The organism is Faecalibacterium gallinarum, from assembly GCF_022180365.1.
Taxonomy (GTDB): Bacteria; Bacillota; Clostridia; order Oscillospirales; family Ruminococcaceae; genus Faecalibacterium; species Faecalibacterium gallinarum.
The window spans coordinates 61,919-81,187 of record NZ_BQKV01000018.1 but is presented as its reverse complement, the minus strand read 5'-3'; the positions used below and the strand labels follow the sequence as shown (position 1 = coordinate 81,187).

19 protein-coding genes are annotated in these 19,269 nt (G+C 61.1%); 9 read left to right on the top strand and 10 right to left on the bottom strand.

What is annotated here, in order from left to right:
* The first annotated feature begins 117 nt into the window (after positions 1-117).
* Together JCM17207_RS02220 and JCM17207_RS02215 are read left to right on the top strand one after the other, a co-directional pair.
* Positions 118-1,029, top strand: coding sequence for an AEC family transporter (locus JCM17207_RS02220; RefSeq protein WP_238315974.1), 912 nt, complete (start codon positions 118-120; stop codon positions 1,027-1,029).
* A gap of 15 nt (positions 1,030-1,044) precedes the next feature.
* Positions 1,045-1,626 (top strand): glycerol-3-phosphate responsive antiterminator, encoded by a 582-nt coding sequence (locus JCM17207_RS02215; RefSeq protein ID WP_238315973.1) that lies wholly within the window; start codon positions 1,045-1,047, stop codon positions 1,624-1,626.
* A gap of 88 nt (positions 1,627-1,714) precedes the next feature.
* On the opposite strand, the gene JCM17207_RS02210 is transcribed toward JCM17207_RS02215, so the two are convergent.
* The 3 genes from JCM17207_RS02210 to JCM17207_RS02200 are packed head-to-tail and all read right to left on the bottom strand — an operon-like array spanning position 1,715 to position 4,743.
* Complete coding sequence (locus JCM17207_RS02210) at positions 1,715-2,059, bottom strand: DUF1667 domain-containing protein (RefSeq protein ID WP_238315972.1); 345 nt, start codon at positions 2,057-2,059, stop codon at positions 1,715-1,717.
* Positions 2,060-2,063: 4 nt separating this feature from the next.
* Positions 2,064-3,314, bottom strand: coding sequence for an NAD(P)/FAD-dependent oxidoreductase (locus JCM17207_RS02205; RefSeq protein WP_238315971.1), 1,251 nt, complete (start codon positions 3,312-3,314; stop codon positions 2,064-2,066).
* Positions 3,307-4,743 carry an NAD(P)/FAD-dependent oxidoreductase gene (locus tag JCM17207_RS02200; protein WP_238315970.1) on the bottom strand — a complete coding sequence of 479 codons (1,437 nt, stop codon included), beginning with the start codon at positions 4,741-4,743 and terminating at the stop codon, positions 3,307-3,309. The genes JCM17207_RS02205 and JCM17207_RS02200 overlap by 8 nt, the downstream gene beginning before the upstream one ends.
* Before the next feature lie 450 nt (positions 4,744-5,193).
* Between JCM17207_RS02200 and JCM17207_RS02195 the strand changes: the two genes are divergently transcribed.
* Positions 5,194-6,675, top strand: coding sequence for a glycoside hydrolase family 1 protein (locus JCM17207_RS02195; RefSeq protein WP_238315969.1), 1,482 nt, complete (start codon positions 5,194-5,196; stop codon positions 6,673-6,675).
* 90 nt (positions 6,676-6,765) lie between these two features.
* Here the strand turns inward: JCM17207_RS02195 and JCM17207_RS02190 are convergent, their stop codons facing one another.
* From JCM17207_RS02190 to JCM17207_RS02180, 3 genes are all read right to left on the bottom strand, one after another.
* Positions 6,766-7,242, bottom strand: coding sequence for a hypothetical protein (locus JCM17207_RS02190; RefSeq protein WP_238315968.1), 477 nt, complete (start codon positions 7,240-7,242; stop codon positions 6,766-6,768).
* An 80-nt stretch (positions 7,243-7,322) separates the two neighbouring features.
* A complete protein-coding gene (locus JCM17207_RS02185; protein WP_238315967.1) occupies positions 7,323-8,693 on the bottom strand; it encodes an MATE family efflux transporter in 1,371 nt (456 codons plus the stop codon).
* A 10-nt stretch (positions 8,694-8,703) separates the two neighbouring features.
* Positions 8,704-9,318, bottom strand: a complete 615-nt coding sequence (locus JCM17207_RS02180) for a cytidylate kinase-like family protein (protein WP_238315966.1) — start codon at positions 9,316-9,318, stop codon at positions 8,704-8,706.
* Between the two features lie 281 nt (positions 9,319-9,599).
* Here JCM17207_RS02180 and JCM17207_RS02175 point away from each other — a divergent pair, with 281 nt between their 5' ends.
* Complete coding sequence (locus tag JCM17207_RS02175) at positions 9,600-10,142, top strand: GDSL-type esterase/lipase family protein (RefSeq protein WP_238315965.1); 543 nt, start codon at positions 9,600-9,602, stop codon at positions 10,140-10,142.
* A 170-nt stretch (positions 10,143-10,312) separates the two neighbouring features.
* On the opposite strand, the gene rlmD is transcribed toward JCM17207_RS02175, so the two are convergent.
* Both rlmD and JCM17207_RS02165 read right to left on the bottom strand, forming a co-directional pair.
* Positions 10,313-11,704 (bottom strand): 23S rRNA (uracil(1939)-C(5))-methyltransferase RlmD, encoded by a 1,392-nt coding sequence (gene rlmD, locus JCM17207_RS02170; protein ID WP_238315964.1) that lies wholly within the window; start codon positions 11,702-11,704, stop codon positions 10,313-10,315.
* A 12-nt stretch (positions 11,705-11,716) separates the two neighbouring features.
* Positions 11,717-12,595 (bottom strand): AraC family transcriptional regulator, encoded by an 879-nt coding sequence (locus JCM17207_RS02165; protein WP_238315963.1) that lies wholly within the window; start codon positions 12,593-12,595, stop codon positions 11,717-11,719.
* A 262-nt stretch (positions 12,596-12,857) separates the two neighbouring features.
* Here JCM17207_RS02165 and JCM17207_RS02160 point away from each other — a divergent pair, with 262 nt between their 5' ends.
* From JCM17207_RS02160 to rpsR, 4 genes are all read left to right on the top strand, one after another.
* Positions 12,858-14,150, top strand: a complete 1,293-nt coding sequence (locus JCM17207_RS02160) for a galactokinase (protein WP_238315962.1) — start codon at positions 12,858-12,860, stop codon at positions 14,148-14,150.
* Between the two features lie 178 nt (positions 14,151-14,328).
* On the top strand, positions 14,329-14,613 hold the full coding sequence (gene rpsF, locus JCM17207_RS02155; protein ID WP_238315961.1) for a 30S ribosomal protein S6: 285 nt from the start codon (positions 14,329-14,331) through the stop codon (positions 14,611-14,613).
* A 28-nt stretch (positions 14,614-14,641) separates the two neighbouring features.
* Positions 14,642-15,121 (top strand): single-stranded DNA-binding protein, encoded by a 480-nt coding sequence (locus JCM17207_RS02150; RefSeq protein ID WP_238315960.1) that lies wholly within the window; start codon positions 14,642-14,644, stop codon positions 15,119-15,121.
* 48 nt (positions 15,122-15,169) lie between these two features.
* Positions 15,170-15,427, top strand: a complete 258-nt coding sequence (gene rpsR / locus JCM17207_RS02145; RefSeq protein ID WP_238315959.1) for a 30S ribosomal protein S18 — start codon at positions 15,170-15,172, stop codon at positions 15,425-15,427.
* A gap of 126 nt (positions 15,428-15,553) precedes the next feature.
* Here rpsR and JCM17207_RS02140 read toward each other — a convergent pair whose 3' ends face one another.
* Positions 15,554-16,429: a UTP--glucose-1-phosphate uridylyltransferase gene (locus JCM17207_RS02140; RefSeq protein WP_238315958.1), complete on the bottom strand. Its 876-nt coding sequence runs from the start codon at positions 16,427-16,429 to the stop codon at positions 15,554-15,556.
* 69 nt (positions 16,430-16,498) lie between these two features.
* On the bottom strand, positions 16,499-17,479 hold the full coding sequence (locus tag JCM17207_RS02135; RefSeq protein ID WP_238315957.1) for an RING finger protein: 981 nt from the start codon (positions 17,477-17,479) through the stop codon (positions 16,499-16,501).
* Between the two features lie 253 nt (positions 17,480-17,732).
* Between JCM17207_RS02135 and JCM17207_RS02130 the strand changes: the two genes are divergently transcribed.
* Positions 17,733-19,253, top strand: coding sequence for a DUF3794 and LysM peptidoglycan-binding domain-containing protein (locus JCM17207_RS02130; RefSeq protein ID WP_238315956.1), 1,521 nt, complete (start codon positions 17,733-17,735; stop codon positions 19,251-19,253).
* The last annotated feature ends 16 nt before the right edge of the window (positions 19,254-19,269 follow it).

Genomic DNA, 19,269 nt, shown 5'->3' with positions numbered 1-19,269 from the left:
AAATTACAGGCTGTCCCCCTGAAAAATCAGGGGGACAGCCGCCCTTGTTTCTGCTATAATGAGGATGATCTGTGCCCGAACCGGGGCAGAGCTGAGGAAAACGCAGGAGGAATCAAAATGGAAGCGATCTTGACACGGGCCGGCTGTTTTGTGGGCCTGATTGTGATGGGGTGTCTTTTGCGGCGGGTCGGTTTTTTCAAGCAGGAGGATTTCGCTCTGCTGAGCAAAATCGTCATCAAGATCACCCTGACGGCGGCGATTGTGGTGAGCTTTGCGGGGAACACTCTGGACGGCTCCATGCTGGTTTTAACCCTGATGGGTTTTTCCTTTGGGGTGCTTTTGATCGCGGCGGCCTGGCTGCTCAACCGCCGGGCGGGCCGGGAAACCCAGGCCTTTGCCATCGTGAACACCGCCGGGTGCAACATCGGCAACTTTGTTCTGCCTTTTGCCCAGACCTTTCTGGGGCCCATCGGCACCATGGCGGTGAGCCTGTTTGACGCGGGCAACAGCGTGATCTGCCTGGGCGGCGCCTATGGCGTGGCCTCCTTCGTAAAAGAGCGGGAGGGCCAGTTCCCGGTGCGGCCCATCCTGAAAGCCATGAGCCGCTCGGTGCCCCTGATGACCTATGTGGTGATGACGGTTCTCTCCGCGCTGCATCTCGCTTTGCCGGGGCTGGTGCTGGAATATGCCTCCATCGTTGCCAACGCCAACGCCTTTCTGGCGATGCTGATGATCGGGGTGGGCTTCCGAATGGATTGCAGCCGGGAGCAGCTGGCGTCGGTGGCGAAGATCCTTTTGGTCCGCTATGGGCTGGGCATCGCCTTTGCGGTGCTGGCCTATCAGCTTCTGCCCTTCCCGGCGGAATACCGTCAGGCCCTGGTGATTCTCTTCCTGAGCCCGGTGGCCAGCGCGGCCCCCGCCTTTACCGCCCAGCTCAAGAGCGACTACGGCCTTTCCTGCACCGTGAACTCCTTCTCCATCGTCATCAGCATCGCCCTGATTGTGAGTTCTTTGCTGGTGATTTTGTAATAGGGGGGAGAGCATTTGAAAGAGACAAATGAAAAACTGGAAACCCTTTTGACGGCGCTGGACGCCCAGCCCATTGCCGCGTCGGTGAAAAACGACGCCGAGCTGGAGCTGGCCCTGAAAAGCGATGTGAAGGTTGTTTTCCTGCTGTACAGCACCATCCTCACCGTGGGGCCGCTGATCGAGCGGATTCGCCAGGCGGGCAAACTGGCCTTTGTCCACCTGGATATGGTGGAGGGCCTGGCCCCGAAGGAGGTGGCGGTGGACTTTATCGCCCAGACCACCCGGGCGGATGGAATCATCTCCACCAAAGCCGCCCTGACCCGCCGGGGGCGGGAACTGGGGCTGGTGTCCATCCAGCGGTTTTTCCTCCTGGATTCCATGGCCATGCAGAGCGTCGCCCAGTTCAGCCGTGGGGCGGCGGATCTGGTGGAGGTGCTGCCCGGCCTGATGCCCAAGATCATCCGCCAGGTGGCCGACTCCACCGGCAAACCGGTGATCGCGGGCGGCCTGATCCAGGACAAAGAGGATGTGATCACCGCCCTTTCGGCGGGGGCGGTGGCGGTTTCGGCCACCAACCCCCAGGTCTGGGCGCTGTAACCGCGAATATTACCCGACAAAAAACCGCGCTTCCCTCGGTGTGATCCCGGGAGAAGCGCGGTTTGTTTGTTCTATAATTTGTCCCTTGTCAGATGGCTTTGGTGGCCACAATGTCCGCGCCGGTGCCGCAGACGTTCGGGATGACCACCTGGCCGATGGCCACCGGCGCTGTCAGCGTAACGCCGTCCAGGGCCGCCATCACCTCAAACATCTGGTCTTTGGGGATGGGGCGGCTGGTCTTGACCGGGCAGTGGGGGCGGCTGCCGCCGGTGCACCGCACGGTGGAGGTGACCACCCGGGTGGGGTGGATCAGCTCGGCCCGGCCGTATTCTTCGCCCCGGGGGCAGCTGTTGCCGGTGACGGTGTAGCCGTGTTCCTCGTCCACCTTCAGGTGGCAGCCCTTGGGGCAGGTGATGCAGATCAGTTCTTTCATCTCGTTATACCTCCCGGATCGAAACCGTCAGGGCGTCGCCGGCCTTGTCCAGCAGCACCCGGGGCAGGTGAATCTGTTCCATTTCGCCGGGGGCCAGGTGCTCCCGCTTGAATTTGGCGATCTGGGTTTCCCCGCTGGTCACCACGATCTCCGAGTCGCCGCAGATCCGGTTCACCCGGAAAAAGATCCCGCAGCCCTTGTCCAGCCGCTGGGGCCGGATGTGCTGGGGCACCGTGTAGGTGACGCCGGGGCCGTTCTTGACCTCGATCACCCGGCCGGGGGTCTCCTCACCGGACAGCACATACTCGGCGGCGGCCGCGCCCGCCCGCTGGCTCTCGGCGGTGACGTAGTCCACTAGGTCGTGAACATGGCAGACGTTGCCGCAGGCGAATACCCCGGGCATGGAGGTCTCCATGTTCTCGTAGACGATGGCGCCCCGGGTGCGGGGGTCGATGGCGATGCCCGCCTGCTGGGTCAGCTCGTTTTCGGGCAGAAGGCCCACCGAGAGCAGCAGGGTGTCGCAGTCAAAGACCATCTCGGTGCCGGGGATGGGCTGGCGGTCGGGGCCCACCTGGCTCACCACCACCTGTTCCACCCGGTCCTTGCCCCGGATGTCGGTGACGGTGTGGGAGAGATAGAGGGGGATATCGAAATCCTGCAAGCACTGGACGATGTTCCGGTTTAAGCCGCTGGAATAGGGCATGACCTCCACACAGGCCAGCACCTTGGCCCCCTCCAGGGTCATCCGCCGGGCCATGATCAGCCCGATGTCGCCGCTGCCCAGGATCACCACCCGCTTGCCGGGCAGATAGCCCTCCACGTTGACGTACCGCTGGGTGGCCCCGGCGGTAAAGACGCCCGCCGGCCGGGTGCCCGGGATGGCAATGGCTCCCCGGGTGCGCTCCCGGCAGCCCATGGCCAGGACGATGGCCCGGGCCTGTTCCACCCGGTAGCCGGTGGTTTTGCCCACCATGTGGACCTCCCGCTCGGGGGTGATGTCCAGCACCATGGTGTCCAGCCGGACTTCCACCCCGGTGTGGGAGACCAGCTCCACAAACCGGGCGGCGTATTCCGGCCCGCTGAGTTCCTCTTTGAAATATTGCAGCCCAAAGCCGCTGTGGATGCACTGATTCAGGATGCCGCCCAGTTCCTGGTCCCGTTCCACGATCAGGATCTTCCGCAGGCCCTTGTCCCAGGCGGAACAGGCGGCCGCCAGCCCCGCGGGGCCGCCGCCGATGACAATCAGATCAAACATATGCGCTGCCTCCCTTCGTCTCGCCGCACAGCAGCCAGGTGCCGTTTTTGTCCTGCTGGATCTGCTCGGGCCACAGCCCCAGCTCCCGGGCCAGAATTTCCACCACCCGGGGCCCGCAGAAACCGCCCTGACAGCGTCCCATTCCGGCGTTCACCCGCCGCTTGACGGCGTCCACCGACCGGGGCGGGATGGGCCCGTGGAGGGCGTCCAGAATTTCCCCTTCGGTGACGGTCTCGCACCGGCAGATCACCCGTCCATAGGCGGGGTTTTCCTGGACCAGTTCGGCCCGCTGGGCGGGGGAGAGCTCCTTGAACCGGACCCGCCGCCGCTGGCAGAAAAAGTCCGGCTTTTCTTCCAAGGTGAGCCCGGCGTTTTTCAGCAGTTCCACCAGATATTCCGCGATGGCGGGGGCCGCCGAGAGGCCCGGCGAGCAGATCCCCGCTGCATCCACAAAGCCGTCTTTTTCCTGGAGAATGAAGTCGCTGGTCTCAGCCGCATGGGCCCGAACCCCCGCAAAGTTGCGGATGGACTGCCCAAAGGCCACCGAGGGCACCGATTTGAGAGCTTTCTCCCGGACGAAGGCCAGCCCCTCGGCGGTGGTGGAGGTGTCTTCTCCCACAACAGGGCAGGCGTTGGGGCCCACGATCAGGTTGCCGTGGACGGTGGGGCTGACCAAAACGCCCTTGCCGTCCTGGTTGGGGCACTGAAAGACGGTGCAGCCCACCCGGCGGCCCTCGGCCTTGTCCAGCAGGTAATATTCGCCCCGGCTGGGCCGGATGGAAAATTCATGGGGCGCGGCCATGTCGTGGACCGCGTCGGCGCAGACCCCCGCTGCGTTGATGAGATACCGGGCCGAAAAGTCCCCCCGGTTGGTGTGGACGAGCCAGAGGCCGCCGGCCTTTTCGATGCCGGTGACCTCGGTTTCCAGGTGCAGTTCGGCCCCGTTCCGGACGGCGGTTTCCGCCAGGGCCAGGCAGTACTCCCAGGGGGAGCAGATGGCGGCGGTGGGGGCGTAGAGGGCGGCCAGCACCTTCTCCGAGAGGTTGGGCTCCCGGCGGCGGACTTCCTCCCCTGAGAGGATCTCCAGCCCCGGCACCCCGTTGGCCTCGCCCCGGGCTTTTAAAGTTTCCAGGGTGGCGCACTCCTCCGGCGAAAAGGCCAGCACCAGGGACCCGCAGGCCCGGTAGGGGACATCCAGTTTTTGGCAGAGCTTTTTGGCCAGGGCCACGCCCCGGACGTTCAGCCGGGCCATCAGACTCCCCGGCAGGGGGTCGTACCCGGCGTGGAGGATGGCGGAGTTCGCCTTGGTGGTGCCGTTGGCCACGTCGTTTTCTTTTTCCAAAACCGTGACCCGCACCTGATATTTGGCCAGCTCAAACGCCGCGGCCGCGCCCACGATTCCGCACCCAATGATGATTACATCCTGCATAAGCAAAACCTCAACTCCTTGCCTGATCGGCATAAAAAAGAGCGCACGACACCCCTTGAAAAACGGGCTGCCCTGCGCTTCTCAAACTCTCGCACATACCAAGCATACACATACTTCGATTGTGTTTTTACAATAACACAGCCCGTCCGGGTTTTCAATAGTTTTTTGGATGTGCTTTAAAAATTGTGCGGTTTGCCCAAAAAGCGGCGTTTTGCTTCGGCAAGGAAACGGGGGAGAAGAAGGGGGTTCGGATCACTTTCCCAAAGTGCCGAGTTGACGTTGGTGCCGCTCTGCGGTACAATATAAAGTGGAGTGAAAAAGAAGTGTGAGGGCTGTGCGGCCGGCGCCGCGCAGCAAAAGAGAAAGGGATTGTTTCCGCTGTGGCCGGGAGCCGAGAGAGATTCCGGGCATAGCTCAAACATAAGATTAAGATCTAGGAGGAAAGAGTTTATGAGCAAGTTTCCCAAAGGGTTCTACTGGGGCGGCGCGACCGCTGCCAACCAGTGCGAAGGCGCCTGGAATGTGGGCGGCCGTGGCCCGGCCCTGACCGATGTCACCACCGGCGGCACGGTCAACACCCCCCGCTACACCACCTACATCGACAAGGACGGCAACCCCGGCAAAGTGGCCAGCATGGGCATTACCGCCAAGCTGCCCGAGGGCGCCAAGTACGCTGTTCTGCCCGATACCCTCTACCCCAACCACGACGGCATCGATTTCTACCACCACTACAAGGAAGATATCGCGATGTTTGCCGAGATGGGCTTCAATATGTTCCGGATGTCCATTTCCTGGAGCCGTATTTTCCCCAAGGGCAACGAGACCGAGCCCAACCGCGAGGGCCTGGAGTTCTACCGCAATGTTTTCCTGGAGCTGAAAAAGTATAACATCGAGCCCCTGGTCACCATCAGCCACTACGACGATCCCCTCTACCTGGTGGAGGAGCTGGGCGGCTGGAACAACCGCAAGACCATCGACTACTACCTGAACTACTGCAAGACCATCTTCAACGAGTACAAGGGCCTGGTCAAGTACTGGCTGACCTTCAACGAGATCAACTGCCTGGTGGCCTTCCTGACCTTCGGCGGGGACAAGGTGCCCGACGCCGCCTACCAGGAGGCCTACCAGAAGCTGCACCACCAGTTTGTGGCCAGCGCCAAGGCGGTCAAGCTGGCCCATGAGATCAGCCCCGAGTACAAGGTGGGCAACATGATCTGCTACCTGACCAGCTACCCCCTGACCTGCGACCCCAAGGATGTCATTAAGAACATGGAGCATGAGCAGTTCGCGGTGGATTACTGCGGCGACGTCCAGGTCCGGGGCGCATATCCCGCCTACGCCAAGCGTCTGTGGGACGCCCACAACGTCAAGATTCAGATGGAGGAGGGCGACCTCGAGACTCTGGCCGAGGGCAAGGTGGATTTCTACACCTTCAGCTACTACATGACCAGCTGCGTCACCACCCACGCCGACGCCGAGAAGACCGCCGGCAACCTGTCCATGGGCGGCAAGAACCCCTATCTGAAAGCCTCCGACTGGGGCTGGCAGATCGACCCGGACGGCCTGCGCTTTACCCTGAACCGTCTGTACAACCGCTACCAGATCCCCCTGATGGTGGTGGAGAACGGCCTGGGCGCCTACGACACCGTGGAACCCGACGGCTCCATCCACGACAGCTACCGCATTGACTACTTCCGTCAGCACATTGCTGCCCTGGCTGAGGCTGTGGCCGACGGCGTGGATGTCCGGGCCTACACCCCCTGGGGCTGCATTGACCTGGTCTCTGCCGGCACCGGTGAGATGCGCAAGCGTTACGGCTTTATCTATGTCAACAAGCAGGACGACGGCAGCGGCGATGACAGCCGCAGCCGGAAGGACAGCTTCTTCTGGTATCAGAAGGTGATTAAGTCCAACGGTGAGGACCTGGCCTAACCCATTGCCCTGGCATAGTTCGCTGAATAAAAAGATCGCCGCGAGCAGCTTCTGCTCGCGGCGATTTTTTATAGGGCGGGTTTCTGCGATTTAGAACACCCTTGCCTTTTTCTGCAATTTTACAATCCGGGAAGTGTGGTTTTCCTTGTCAAAGACGGCGGCATACCCGCAGCCGGGCTCGGCCTGGAAGGAGACGCGGCCCTTCAGATTGCCGCGCTGGATCAGGGCGCCCGGGTCTTTGTTCCAGGAGACCGTCACCTCCAGCTCCACCGCGCCGGGGGCAACCCGGCAGGCCGCCCCCTGGGAAATCCCGAACTCCGGGGCGTCCCGGGCGTCGAATACCTTCGATACAACTCCCTTTTGGCACCGGATTTTTCCGTCGGTGCGGGGCAGCCCCTCCACATAGAGATAGAGGGTCGCCGCCTGGGGATATTGCTCCAGAAAGCTTTCTGCAATCCGGCGGGAGCGCCGCCGCGCCTGCAACAGCAGCAAAAGGATGCCGAGAATACAGCCTGCGAACGCCAGGGCACTTTCCAGCGGGGTGAGGGGCCGGTTCATAAAGTCCATGAGATCCTCCCTTTTTGCGGATCGTTTTTGTGCTTTTATTATACCGCAATGGAGTAAGAAAAGGGAAGAAGGGAGGCGGTTTATCGGGCGGCCTGTTTGTAGGCTTGTTGCTTCGGCAGTTTCGCCTGATAATAGCGGTAGGCCAGCACGCAGAGAAGGATCTGCGCCACCGAGGAAATCGGGGTGCCCAGCCCGATGTGGAAGAGGGTTGCCCCTTCCATCCGGCTCATGAGGAAAACCGCCGGGATTCGCACGCAAAAGGCGCCCACAACTCCCTGCACCATCACAAAGACCGTTTTCCCGCAGCCGTTGAAATACCCCACAAAGCAGAAGAGGATGGCCGTGAGCAGGCAGTCGATGGCGTAGGCCTTTAAGTAGCTGTGGGCGTAGGCGATCACCGGCCCTTCGCTGGTAAAGATGGAGGCCAGCATCGACCCGCCGAAGAAGGCGAAGGTCCCCATGATCAGCCCGGCCAAAAGAGCCGTTTCGATGCCGTAGAAGAGGGCTTTGCGGGAGCGGTCAAACCGGCCCGCCCCGTTGTTCTGGGCCACAAAGGCGGAGATGGACTGCATATAGGCCGAGGCCACCAGCATCAGGAAGACACAGACCTTTTCCGCCACGCCCACGGCGGCGGATTCCGCCACCCCCATGCTGTTGACCACCACCTGGATGAAGAGGAAGGAGAACTGCACCAGCATCTCCTGCAAGGCGATGGGCACCCCCACCAGCAGGATCTTTTTCAGGCTGGGGCCGTCGAAGCGGATGTACTCTCTGGAAAAATCAAAGGGCAGCTTTTTCTTCCGGATGAAGTAGAGCGAAAACACCACGCTGATGGCCTGGGCCGATACCGTGGCGATGGCCGCCCCGGCGGCGCCCATCCCGAAACCGGCGACCAGGAGCAAATCCCCAAAAATGTTGATGACACAAGCGATGGCGACGGTAATCAGGGGCGTTTTGGAGTCGCCGATCCCCCGGAAGATCGCGCCCAGCACGTTGTAGGCCGTGATGAACACGGTGCCCATGCCGCAGATTCGCACATATCCGCTGGTCTGGGCGAAGGCTTCGGCGGGGGCGTGCATAAAGGCGGCCAGCCCGTCGCTGAAGGGCACTACCAGGGCCGTCACAACCACCGCCAAAACCGCAAAGATGGCGATGCCGGTTCCGACGCCCTGCCCGGCCTTTTCCCGGTTCCCGGAGCCGATGCAGTCCCCCACAAAGACGGTGACGCCCATGGTCAGACTGGTGATGATCATGGTGATCATATTTAAAAGCTGGCTGCCGGAGGCGACGCTGGATTGCTCGTAGGTGTTGGCAAACTGCCCTACAATAATCAGGTCGGCGGCGCCGTACATGGCCTGTAAAAACAGGGCCAGCAGGACCGGAAATGCGAAGGAAATCAGGGACTTTAAAATGCGGCCCTGAATCAAACTCTGTCCTTTTGCGGGATGCATGGTATCCTCCTTATTTTGCAAACCATTGCTTGGTGTATTCTGCCACCGAAGGAATCACCTTTTTGATCTCCAGGTAGCTGGTGTTCAGGCAGAGATCATACCCCCGCATATCGCCCCAGCGGTAGGAACAGAGCATGTCGTGGTTCCGGGCTCTGAGCCGATCCACTTCCTTGATTTGGCGCTCGTAGTCTTTGTCGGTGCGGCCCGGGTTCTCGGTTTCGCGCTGTTTGCACCGGGCAATGCGGGAATCCAGCTCGGCATAGACGAAAATCCGCAGGGGCTTTTTGTCCTCCAGGATCACGTTGGCGTTCCGGCCCACGATGACGCAGCTGCCCTGGTCAGCGAGTTTCTTGATCAGGGCCGTCTGTTTTGCCATCAAAGAGGCGGAAAGATGGGAGAAGTAGGGCAGCTGGGAAAAAGTCCGCCCAAAGGCCAGGGGATAGGGGGGAGCGGCTGCGCCCCGCTCCAGAATATGCTCCAGATAGGTCTCCTCCATCTCGGTGGATTCCGCCAGGGCGGTGAGGATCTCCCGGTCATAGTAGGCATACCCCAGGGCGTCGGCCAGACGCTTTCCGACTTCCCGGCCGCCGCTGCCGAATTCTCTGCTGATGGTGATCACGTTCATACTGCTTCCTCCTTTGAATTGTCCGCTGCAAAAAGAAAAGCTGGATAAGAAAGCAGGAGTTCCACCTGCCATCTTATCCAGCTCGCAACTTCATAAAGCGTTGCTCACCCTCCGATGAACGCGTTGAGTCTACCATATTCTGCCGGGCGTGTCAAGACGGTTTTGGCGCCCGCAGAGAACGGGGCGAAAAACAAAACCCGGCCCCTCATTGTGAAGGGACGTCTATGTTGCTATAATGATCTTATATCAAGATGGTCGTTTGCACGGAGAGGCGTATCTATATGAAAGTGCTTTGTTTTGGGGATTCCAATACCTACGGTTACGATCCGCGCTCCTGGCTGGGCGGGCGGTACGATGCCGGCAGCCGGTGGGTGGATCTGCTGGCGCTGAAAACCGGCTGGGAGGTCCAAAACCAGGGTCAGAACGGCCGGGAGATTCCCCGGCGGCCGGTTTCGATCCCGATAGACACCGACTTGCTGGTTGTGATGCTGGGCACCAACGACCTGCTCCAAGGCTGCACGCCCCAGGGAACGGCGGAACGGATGGAACACTTCCTCACGGGGCTTGACTTCGAGCGGGAGAAAATTCTGCTGGTATCTCCGCCGCCCATGACCTTTGGGGAGTGGGTTCAGGAGGAACGTCTGGCGGCAGACTCGGCCTGCCTCGCCGGGCTTTACCGAGAGCTGGCGGCGCGGCTGGGGGTTCGGTTTGCCGATGCCGGGCTCTGGGGCGTTGCCTTAGCCTATGACGGTGTTCACTTCACCGAGCAGGGACACAAATCCTTTGCAGAGGGGCTTTACAGGGAGATTTTCAAAGACCGGTAAAGCCGCCAGGGGTGCGCCCTGCTCTTTGAAATAAAGAAACAGAGAATACGGAATACAGAAAACACCGCCCGGCAGAGAAGATCTGCCGGGCGGCGTTTTCAGCTGTGTTTCTCGAAGAAGACGAAAGGGGGTATTTCTCCGGTGGTTTGGTTGACACCAGGGAGGAAAACCTATTTTTTGAGCGGAGCGGTTATAAGAGAGTTAGACAATAGCATTACGGTCTCCACGTGCTTCGTCCGTGGGAACATATCCACCGGCTGAATCCGCTCCACTCGATACCCCTCTTTGGCCAGCCAGGCGGCATCCCGGGCGGCGGTGGCAGGGTTGCAGCTGACGTAGACCAGCCGCCGGGGTGCCATCCGAACCACCGCCGACAGGGTGGCTTCGTCGCAGCCTTTGCGGGGCGGGTCCAGGACAATGATGTCCGGCGTAAGCCCTTCGGCGGCCAGCTGGGTGGCGGCCTGTCCCGCATCGGCGCAGAAGAACCGGCTCTTGGCGGCGATTTCCGCCCCCATCCGGGCGGCGTTGGATTTGGCGCTCTCGATGGCTTCGGGGATGATCTCCACGCCGATCAGCTCCTTGCATTGATGCGCCATCGAGAGCCCGATGGTGCCCATGCCGCAGTAGAGGTCCAGCAGCAGATCCTCCGGGCTGGGGGCGGCGTATTCGGCGGCCACCTGGTAGAGCTGCTCGGCCCCTAGGGTGTTGACCTGGTAGAAGGACAGGGGGCCCAGCTGGACCGGAACCCCGCAGAGGGTGTCCTGGATATACCCGGGGCCGTACAGGGTTTTGGTCTCCTGGCCCAGGATGACGTTGGTTTTCTGGGGATTCACGTTCAGCAGGATGGTGGTGATCTCCGGGAACTTTTCCAGCAGCGCACGGGTGATCTCCTCGCTGTGGGGGAGCCGGCCGCGGGTGCAGACCAGGCAGACCATGATCTGGCCGCTGTGCTTGCCCTGCCGCAGGAAGATGTGCCGCAAAAGCCCCTTCCCGGTTTCTTCGTCATAGGGGGCCAGACCGTATTGGCCGAACAGCCCACAGAGGGCATTGGCTATCTCATTCAGGATGGTGGGCTGCAATTTGCAGTCGGGGCAGGGGATGATCCGGTGGGAGCGTCCGGCGTAAAACCCAATGCAGGGGGCGCCGTTTTTGTCCCGGCCCACCGGGAACTGGACCTTGTTGCGGTAGCGGTCCACCTCCGGCGAGGGCAGGATGGGATGTACCGGCAGCTCCAGCCCGCCGATCCGGCGGAACGCATCCGCCACAATTTCTTCTTTGGCCCGCAGCTCGGCGGCGTAGTCCAGGTGCCGCAGAGCGCACCCCCCGCAGGGGCCGGCGGCCGGGCAGTCCAGGGGGATTCGGTCTGCCGAGGGGGTAACTAGCTTTTCAATGATGCCGAAGGCGTACCGTCCGCAATCCTTGACGATTCGGGCGTCCAGCAGGTCCCCGGGCGCAGTCCCCGGGATAAAAATCGCCTCGCCCTCCCAGCGGCCGACACCGCTGCCGTCGCTGGAAATTCCCTCGATGGTGAGGGGGATGATCTGATTCTTTTTTAAAGGCATAACTTCCTCCTGTCAGGACTGAGCAACCGACAGCTCAGGCTCCTCCTGGGCGGCGTTCTGCTGTTCCTGCTGGGCGGCGTACTTGCTGGGCGGAACCCCTTTTGCCCGTTTGAATACCCGCGAAAAATAGAACTGATCGAAAAAGCCTACCGAAATAGCCACCTCAGCGATGGAAAGATTGCCGGCCCGCAGCAGTTTGCAGGCTTCGTTGATCCGATATTCGGTCAGGTAGTCGATGGGACTTTTGCCCACGTTGGTCATAAAGACCCGGTAAAGGTGGCTGCGGGAAACACCGACGCTCTTGGCCACGTCGTCGATGGAGATGTCGTGGGAGTAGTTGAACTGGATGAACTTGATGGCGTTCAAAACGTACTGGTTGGACGAGTTGGAGGCGTGGGGTTTGCGCTCGTTCCGCTCCCGCATCAAAGCGGAGATAAACAGGTATAAGTACCCCACCATGGCCGTCTCGTTCTCGGGCTGCATCCCCCGGGAGAGATAGACGTCCTCCATGGCTTTGCGGATGGCCTCCGGATTTTCGGTGTGGTGGACCGGTTCGGTGTCGCTGAAGGGGAGCAGCCCCACCAGCTTGTGGGCGCAGACGCCGTTGAAGCCGATCCAGCAGTATTCCCAGGGCTGCTGGGTGTCGGCGGCATAGGTGTTCAGCTGGTTGGGCTGGACCAGAAAGAGGTCGCCGGGGCTCAGCTCCCAGGTTCGGCCGTTCAGGTGAAAGGTTCCTTTGCCCGAGAGCACCAGATGGATCAGGTAATGATCCCGGATGCCGGGGCCCCAGGTATGGCCGGGGGCGCAGCGCTCCAGCCCGCAGTTGAAGATGGACAGCTCTATATTGTTGCTGTAATTCTGTTTGAAGGATTGCTTGTATACGTCGGGCATGTTCGTCTCCTCCTGTAACGACTTGTGCTTTAGCAAGTATAGCATAACTTGTACTGCAAATTCAACAAAAGTACATTTTCTTCTTTGGCCTTGACGCCAAAAATGCGGAATCAATCCATCTGTAAATTGAAAAATGGACCGCGGTGCATTACAATGTTCCTATCTAAAAATAAAATGCTTTGGGCGCGGGCGGGGCACAGAGCGGCGGCCGGCCCGGGCGGGGAGAATCGAATCGGATAAATGCGGCGAAGGGGGCGGCATTATGGCGACCAGTGCGCAGAGACGGCAGGAGATTGAGCAGGGCAGGTGGGATGATCTGCTGTGCGGCCTGTATGGAGAGCGGGAAGAGGTACTGGCGCGGCAGCGGGCGCGCTGGTGCGCGGCGCTGACGGAGTTTGAGCGGTATTATGGCCCGGGCAGGGAAGTGCAGCTTTTTTCCTCTCCGGGGCGGACCGAACTGGGGGGCAACCACACCGACCACCAGCACGGCTATGGGCTGGCGGCGGCGGTCCAGCTGGACCTGGTGGCGGTGGCCGCGAAAAACACCGACGGTTATATCCGGGTCAAGTCCCGGGGGTTCAATAAACTGGACGTCATCGACCTGGCCGAACCCCACCCCCAGCACCGGGAGTCCACCCACTCGGCCAGCCTGATCCGGGGCCTGGCGGAGGGGTTCCGTGCGGCGGGGCGGCCGGTGGGCGGGTTCGATGCCTACACCACCAGCGATGTGCTGCGGGGATCGGGGCTGTCCAGCTCGGCGGCCTTTGAGATGGCGATGGGGGCGATCCTGAACCACGAATACCAGGCCGGGCTGACCCCGCCCCAGGTGGCGCGGATTGGCCAGTATGCGGAGAACATCTATTTCGGAAAACCCAGCGGCCTGCTGGACCAGCTGACCAGCGCCGTGGGAGGCGTGGTCTTTGCAGATTTTGTCCAGCCCGACCAGCCCCAGGTGGAAAAAATCCATATTCCCGGGCTTTTGCCCCCGGAGATTGCCCTCTGCGTGGTGGATACCCGGGGCAGCCACAGCGAGCTGACCGGGGAGTTTGCGGCCATCCGCCAGGAGATGGAGGCGGTGGCGGCCCAGTTCGGCTGCGGGGTGCTGGGCCAGGTGGCTCCGGAGGACTTCTGGGCAGAGCTGCCCCGGGTGCGCCGGGCCTGCGGAGACCGGGCGGCGCTGCGGGCCATGCACTACTTTAGAGAGAATGCCCGGGTGCCCGAGCAGGTGCGGGCCCTGCGGGAGGGCCGGTTTGACGACTTTATGGGGCTGATTCTGGCCAGCGGCCACGATTCCTTTACTCTCTGCCAGAACGTCTACTGTTCCGGCTCTCCCGCTCACCAGAGCCTGTCGGTGGCGCTGGCTGTCAGCCAGCAGGTGCTGGGGGGCCGGGGAGGGGTCTGGCGGATGCAGGGCGGCGGCTTTGCGGGTACCATCCAGGCCTTTGTGCCCCGGGATCTGCTGGGAGAATACCGCAGCCGGATCGAGGCGGTGTTCGGCCCGGGCAGCTGCCACGAGATGACCCTGCGGGAGCAGGGGGCTTGTTTTGTGCTGTGAGAAAAATGCCGGAGTAAAAATTGTTTTTTCTGCAAAAAAGCGGAAATTCCCCGTTGACATTTGACAAAACACTTGGTATAATAAATTGCTGTCTGGAAAGACAGCCCCGCAGAGCTCTTTGGTCTGCGGATCCTTGGCCTCAACCGAGGCCCTAAAGTCCAAAAGGAGGTGCTACAAAATGGCAAAGTACGAAACCATGCTGATTACCAGCGCCACCCTCGACGAGGAGGCTACCGCCGCTCTGGTTGGTAAGTTCAAGTCCCTGATCGAGGCCAATGGCACGATTGATGCGATCGACGAGTGGGGCAAGCGCCGTCTGGCCTACCCCATCAACGACGAGACCGAGGGCGTCTACACTGTGATCAACTTCACCAGTGCCCCCGAGTTCCCCGCTGAGCTGGACCGTGTGTACAAGATCACTGAAGGCGTCATGCGCAGCCTGATCGTTGCTAAGGAAGACTAATTCCAAGAGAATCTAAGGAGCTTGCCCTATGTTGAATGTTGTTGCCATCATGGGCCGTCTTGTGGCGGACCCGGAGCTTCGCACCACCCCCAACGGGATCAGCGTTGCCAGCTTCCGTATCGCATGCGACCGCAATTTTGCCCGCCAGGGCGAACAGCGTCAGACCGACTTCTTTGATGTGGTCGCCTGGCGCCAGCAAGCCGAGTTTGTCTGCAAGTATTTCCAGAAAGGCAGCCTGATTGCCATCGAAGGCAATCTCCAGAGCCGCCAGTATCAGGATAAGAACGGCAACAACCGGAACGCGATCGAGATTGTGGCCAACAACATCAGCTTTGCAGGCCCCAAGAATTCCGGCAACACAGGTTCCGGCGCCCCCTATCAGGGCGGTCCGTCCTACCAGAACGCGCAGCACGCGCGCCCGGCCGCTGTGGAGGCTGCTCCCAGCTATTCCGCCGGCAGCGCGGATGATTTTGCCGTGATCGACGACAACGACGATCTGCCGTTCTAAACTCTCGCAACCGTATCGATCAAAAAATTCAACAGGAGGTAACCAGCAATGGCTTTTGAAAGAACCGAAGGCTCTCGCCCCGCGCGCCCCATGCGCCGCGGCCGCAAGAAGGTCTGCAGCTTCTGTGTCGATCGTATCGACACCATCGATTACAAGGATGTTCCCCGTCTGCGCAAGTACGTCTCTGAGCGTGCGAAGATCATTCCCCGCCGTGTGACCGGCACCTGCGCATACCATCAGCGCGAGCTGACCATCGCCATCAAGCGCGCTCGTCACGTTGCTCTGATGCCCTATATCAGCGACTAATCGAATGTAACAACCCGTTCAAAATAATCAGCAATCAGCAAATGCCCCGCAGCTCATCGAGAGCTGCGGGGCATTTTTGTTTGTCTTATTCTGAAAATTTGCTGGTCAAACCTTCAGCGGGCCTTCTCAGAGGGTCTTGCAGAACTCTTTGAGATATTCCCGGAACGCCGGGCCAATCTCGGGGTGGGCGAGGGCCAGCTCCACCTGCGCCTGGGCGACGCAGAGCTTGTTGCCCATGTCGTAGTGCTTGCCGGTGAAAGCCACGGCGGTCATGCCGCCCTTGGTCCGGGCGTACTCTGCCATGGCGTCGGTCAGCTGGATCTCGCCGCCGGCGCCGGGCTTGGTGCGGGCCAGCAGATCGTAGATCTCCGGCGTCAGCAGCACCCGGCCCAGGATGGAATAGTTGCTGAACTCCTGGCCCTTCTTGGGCTTCTCGATCATGTCGTCCACAAAGAAGTAATTGTCGTGGATGGGGGTGGTTTTCAGGCTGCAATAGCGGCTCACGTCCTCCCAGGGGACGGCGCAGACGCCGGCGGCCGGGCGGCCGAATTCCTCATAAGCGCGGATCAGCTGGGCGCAGACGGGGTCCTCGCCGATGATGACGTCGTCGCCGTAAATCACCAGGAAGGGATCGTCCCCGGTAAAGGCCTTTGCGGTGCTGACCGCGTGGCCCAGGCCCAGGGTCTGCTTCTGGCGGACAAAGTAGAGGTTGGCCAGATTGGCGATCCCCAGACATTCCTCCAGCAGCTTTTCCTTGCCGGGGGCGGCCAGCTTTTCTTCCAGCTCCGGGCAGCGGTCAAAGTGATCCTCGATGATGCTCTGGTTCCGCCCCAGAATGATCAGGATATCGGTGACGCCAGAGCGGACCGCCTCCTCCACGAGATACTGGATGGCAGGTTTGTCCACAATGGGCAGCATACCTTTCGGCATTGCCTTGGTGGCGGGCAGAACCCGTGTGCCCAGACCGGCGGCGGGGATGACTGCTTTGGTGACTGGTTTCATGACTCCAACTCCTTTTTGTTTTTTGACTGTCTTACATTATTTTCTAGCCCCCACAGAAAGGGCTTTGCCTCACAGATAGAGCATGTTGAGAACGGCTTCCAGATTGGGCCCCAGGAAAAGGCTGAAGATCGCGCCGAACACCATCAGCAGCATAAAGGCGCCCACCACGGCCGCCCAGCTGACGCCGCCCTGGGCCCGGAGGACAAAGGCGCGCTGGTCGCTGTCCGGGAAATTGGCCTGGATGCGGCGGATCCGCTCTGCGGCGCTCTTGCGGTACAGATACTTGCCGTAGATGCCCCGCACAATCATCATGACGAAGCTGGCGACGGAGGCGATCCGGGTCAGAACAACCAGGGTAGAGGAGCTGAACCCCGGGGCATAAGGGCTGCCGGAAATCTGCATCAGCTGGAACAGGGTGGGCAGGTTGAGCACCAGCTCCAGCGCCAGAAAGCCGAAAGCGGGTTTCCAGGCCTTGCGGTAGAAGAAGTAGAAGGGTCCGAAAAGGGTCGCCCCCAGGCTGATGGACGTTTTGCGGTCCTCCCGCTGCATGCGGAGAAAATCGCTCAGATAGGTGATGCCGAAGGGCCCCAGATAGTTTTCCCAGTCGGCGCAGGAGATGCCGTCCACCGTCCGGCTGGCGTCAAAGGGGCTGGCGGCTGCGCCCGCGCCCGGGTTCTGCATGTTCTGGTAAAAGCTGGCGTAATCAAAACCCGCCCCGGGCCTTTCGGGCTGCGGCGCTCTGCCGCCCGGCTCGGCGGGCGGTTCTTTTTTCTGGAGCGAGGCGTGGCAGTGGGTGCATTGCTGGGCCCCCACAGGGTTGCGCTCGCCGCAGACCGGGCAGACCGGCTGCTCCAGAACCTCTGCCGGGGGCGTCCACTCAAAGCCGGACCCGTGCTGGCCGGCGTGGACACAGGCGCCCGCCTTTTCGTAGCAGGCGCGGTGGTAAGGGGCGCCGCAGTCAGGGCATACAACGATATCGTCCTTTTGGGAGAGCGGCTTGCCGCAGACCGAGCAGGGACAGCCGGAAAAATTATACATAGTAGCCTCCATAGTTTGATAAAGCCTGTCTATATTATACTCTCTGCCATGGAAAAAGAAAAGGTAAAACCACCGGATCCAGGCTTTGACAGGAAAGTATGTCTTTGCATGTCCATACTTTACCACAAAAAATTGAAAAAACTGCAAACAAACCGGGAGCAAACCGAAAAAAATTGACCGGATCCCCGGGTTTGGCCTCCGTCATAAGGGATTTGCGGGGTGAATATAATACACCATGCGCAAGGACAGGAAAGGAGCGCCGAATATGGAATTGAAGGTTTTCCGCGATACGCTTTCCGCCGCCGGCGGGAGCTGCACCGTCAAGGCGGAGATTCCCATCGAGACCGAAATTCTGATCTCAGACTATCTGCCTCAGGTGTTCAAGATCGTCAAGTGTTTTGCCCGCCCGGTGGTGCTGCAAAAGCAGCTTCAGCCGGGCAGGCTCACGCTGGAAGGGTACATCCGCTGTATTGTCTATTACCAGGGCGAGGACGGGGCGGGTCTGTGCCAGACCGAACAGAAACTGCCCTTTAACAAGAGCGTGGAGCTGCCCAGCTTTGCGTTTTCCTCCTGGAGCGCCGTGGTGGAGGGGGAGACCGAGTATCTCAACTGCCGGGCGGTGAACTCCCGCCGGATCGAGGTGCGGGGGGCCTTTGGGCTGGTGGCCTCGGTGCACACCCAGTGCCGCACCGAGGTGATCACCGCCCTGTCGGACGGCGGGGCGGAGCAGCAGCAGACCCTTTTGCAGGGGGTGCGGTGCGCCGCCGTTTTGGATAAGCTTATCACCGCGGACGGAGATCTGCGGTTCCCCCAGCCCCCCGCCGCCATCCTGGATATCACCGGGTCGGCGGTTCTGCGGGAGCTCAAACTCCTGAACGGCAAAGGGGTGGCCAAAGGGGAGATCCGGGCCAGCTGTGCCTGGCGGGCCCAGGGGGATAAAACCCTCCAGAGCCAGACGGTGACGGTGCCCTTCAACCAGATTCTGGACGTGGAGGGGCTGACCGAGGACTGTCAGTGCCTGTGCACGGTGGAGCCGGTGGGCTTTGCCGTGCTGGAAGGGGAGGGGAACGCCCCCGGGCGGCTGACCGCCACGGCGCTGCTCCACCTGCGGGCCTGGCGCCCCTATGAGCTGAACTGCGTGACGGACGCCTTTTCCACCCGGTACGAGACCCGCGCCGAGACCCAGGAGCTGGAAATTGAGAAACTGGCCTGTACCCTGGACGAGAGCGCCGCTGTGACCGGCTCCGGCCCGCTGCCGGATGAGAATACCCGGCTGCTGGCCTGTTTTGCGTCCTTTGGCCCCACCCAGATCGTCCAGCGGGGCAACACCCCGGCGCTGACGGCCCGGGTGCTGGTAACGGCTTTTGGCGAGAACAGCCTGGGCGAGATCGAAAGCTACGACAAGGCGCTGGAATTTGTTCTGCCGATGCCGGCGGCAGCGCCGGCCGGGGGCGAATTGTACCCCGAGTGCTGGCTCAGTGCCGAGGGCATCCAGGCCAGCTGCGTCGGGGGCACACTTGAAGTTTCACTTACGGTTCATGCGGAGGGAGCGGTACTATGTCGTCACAAATGGCCTTGTATCGGGGCGATCGAACTGGGGGAGGAGCTGGCGCAGGCCGACCCGGAAATTTCTCTGCGCATCTATTACGCCCAAGCCGGCGAGGAGCTGTTCGCAATAGCCCGGAGATTCCACGTCTCCCCGAGCCAGATGATGACGGCCAACAACCTGGAGGCGGGGACCAAGTCGCTGACATCGCCCTGCCGCCTGCTGGTGCCGGGGGCCTGAGCGAAAGGGAGGATAA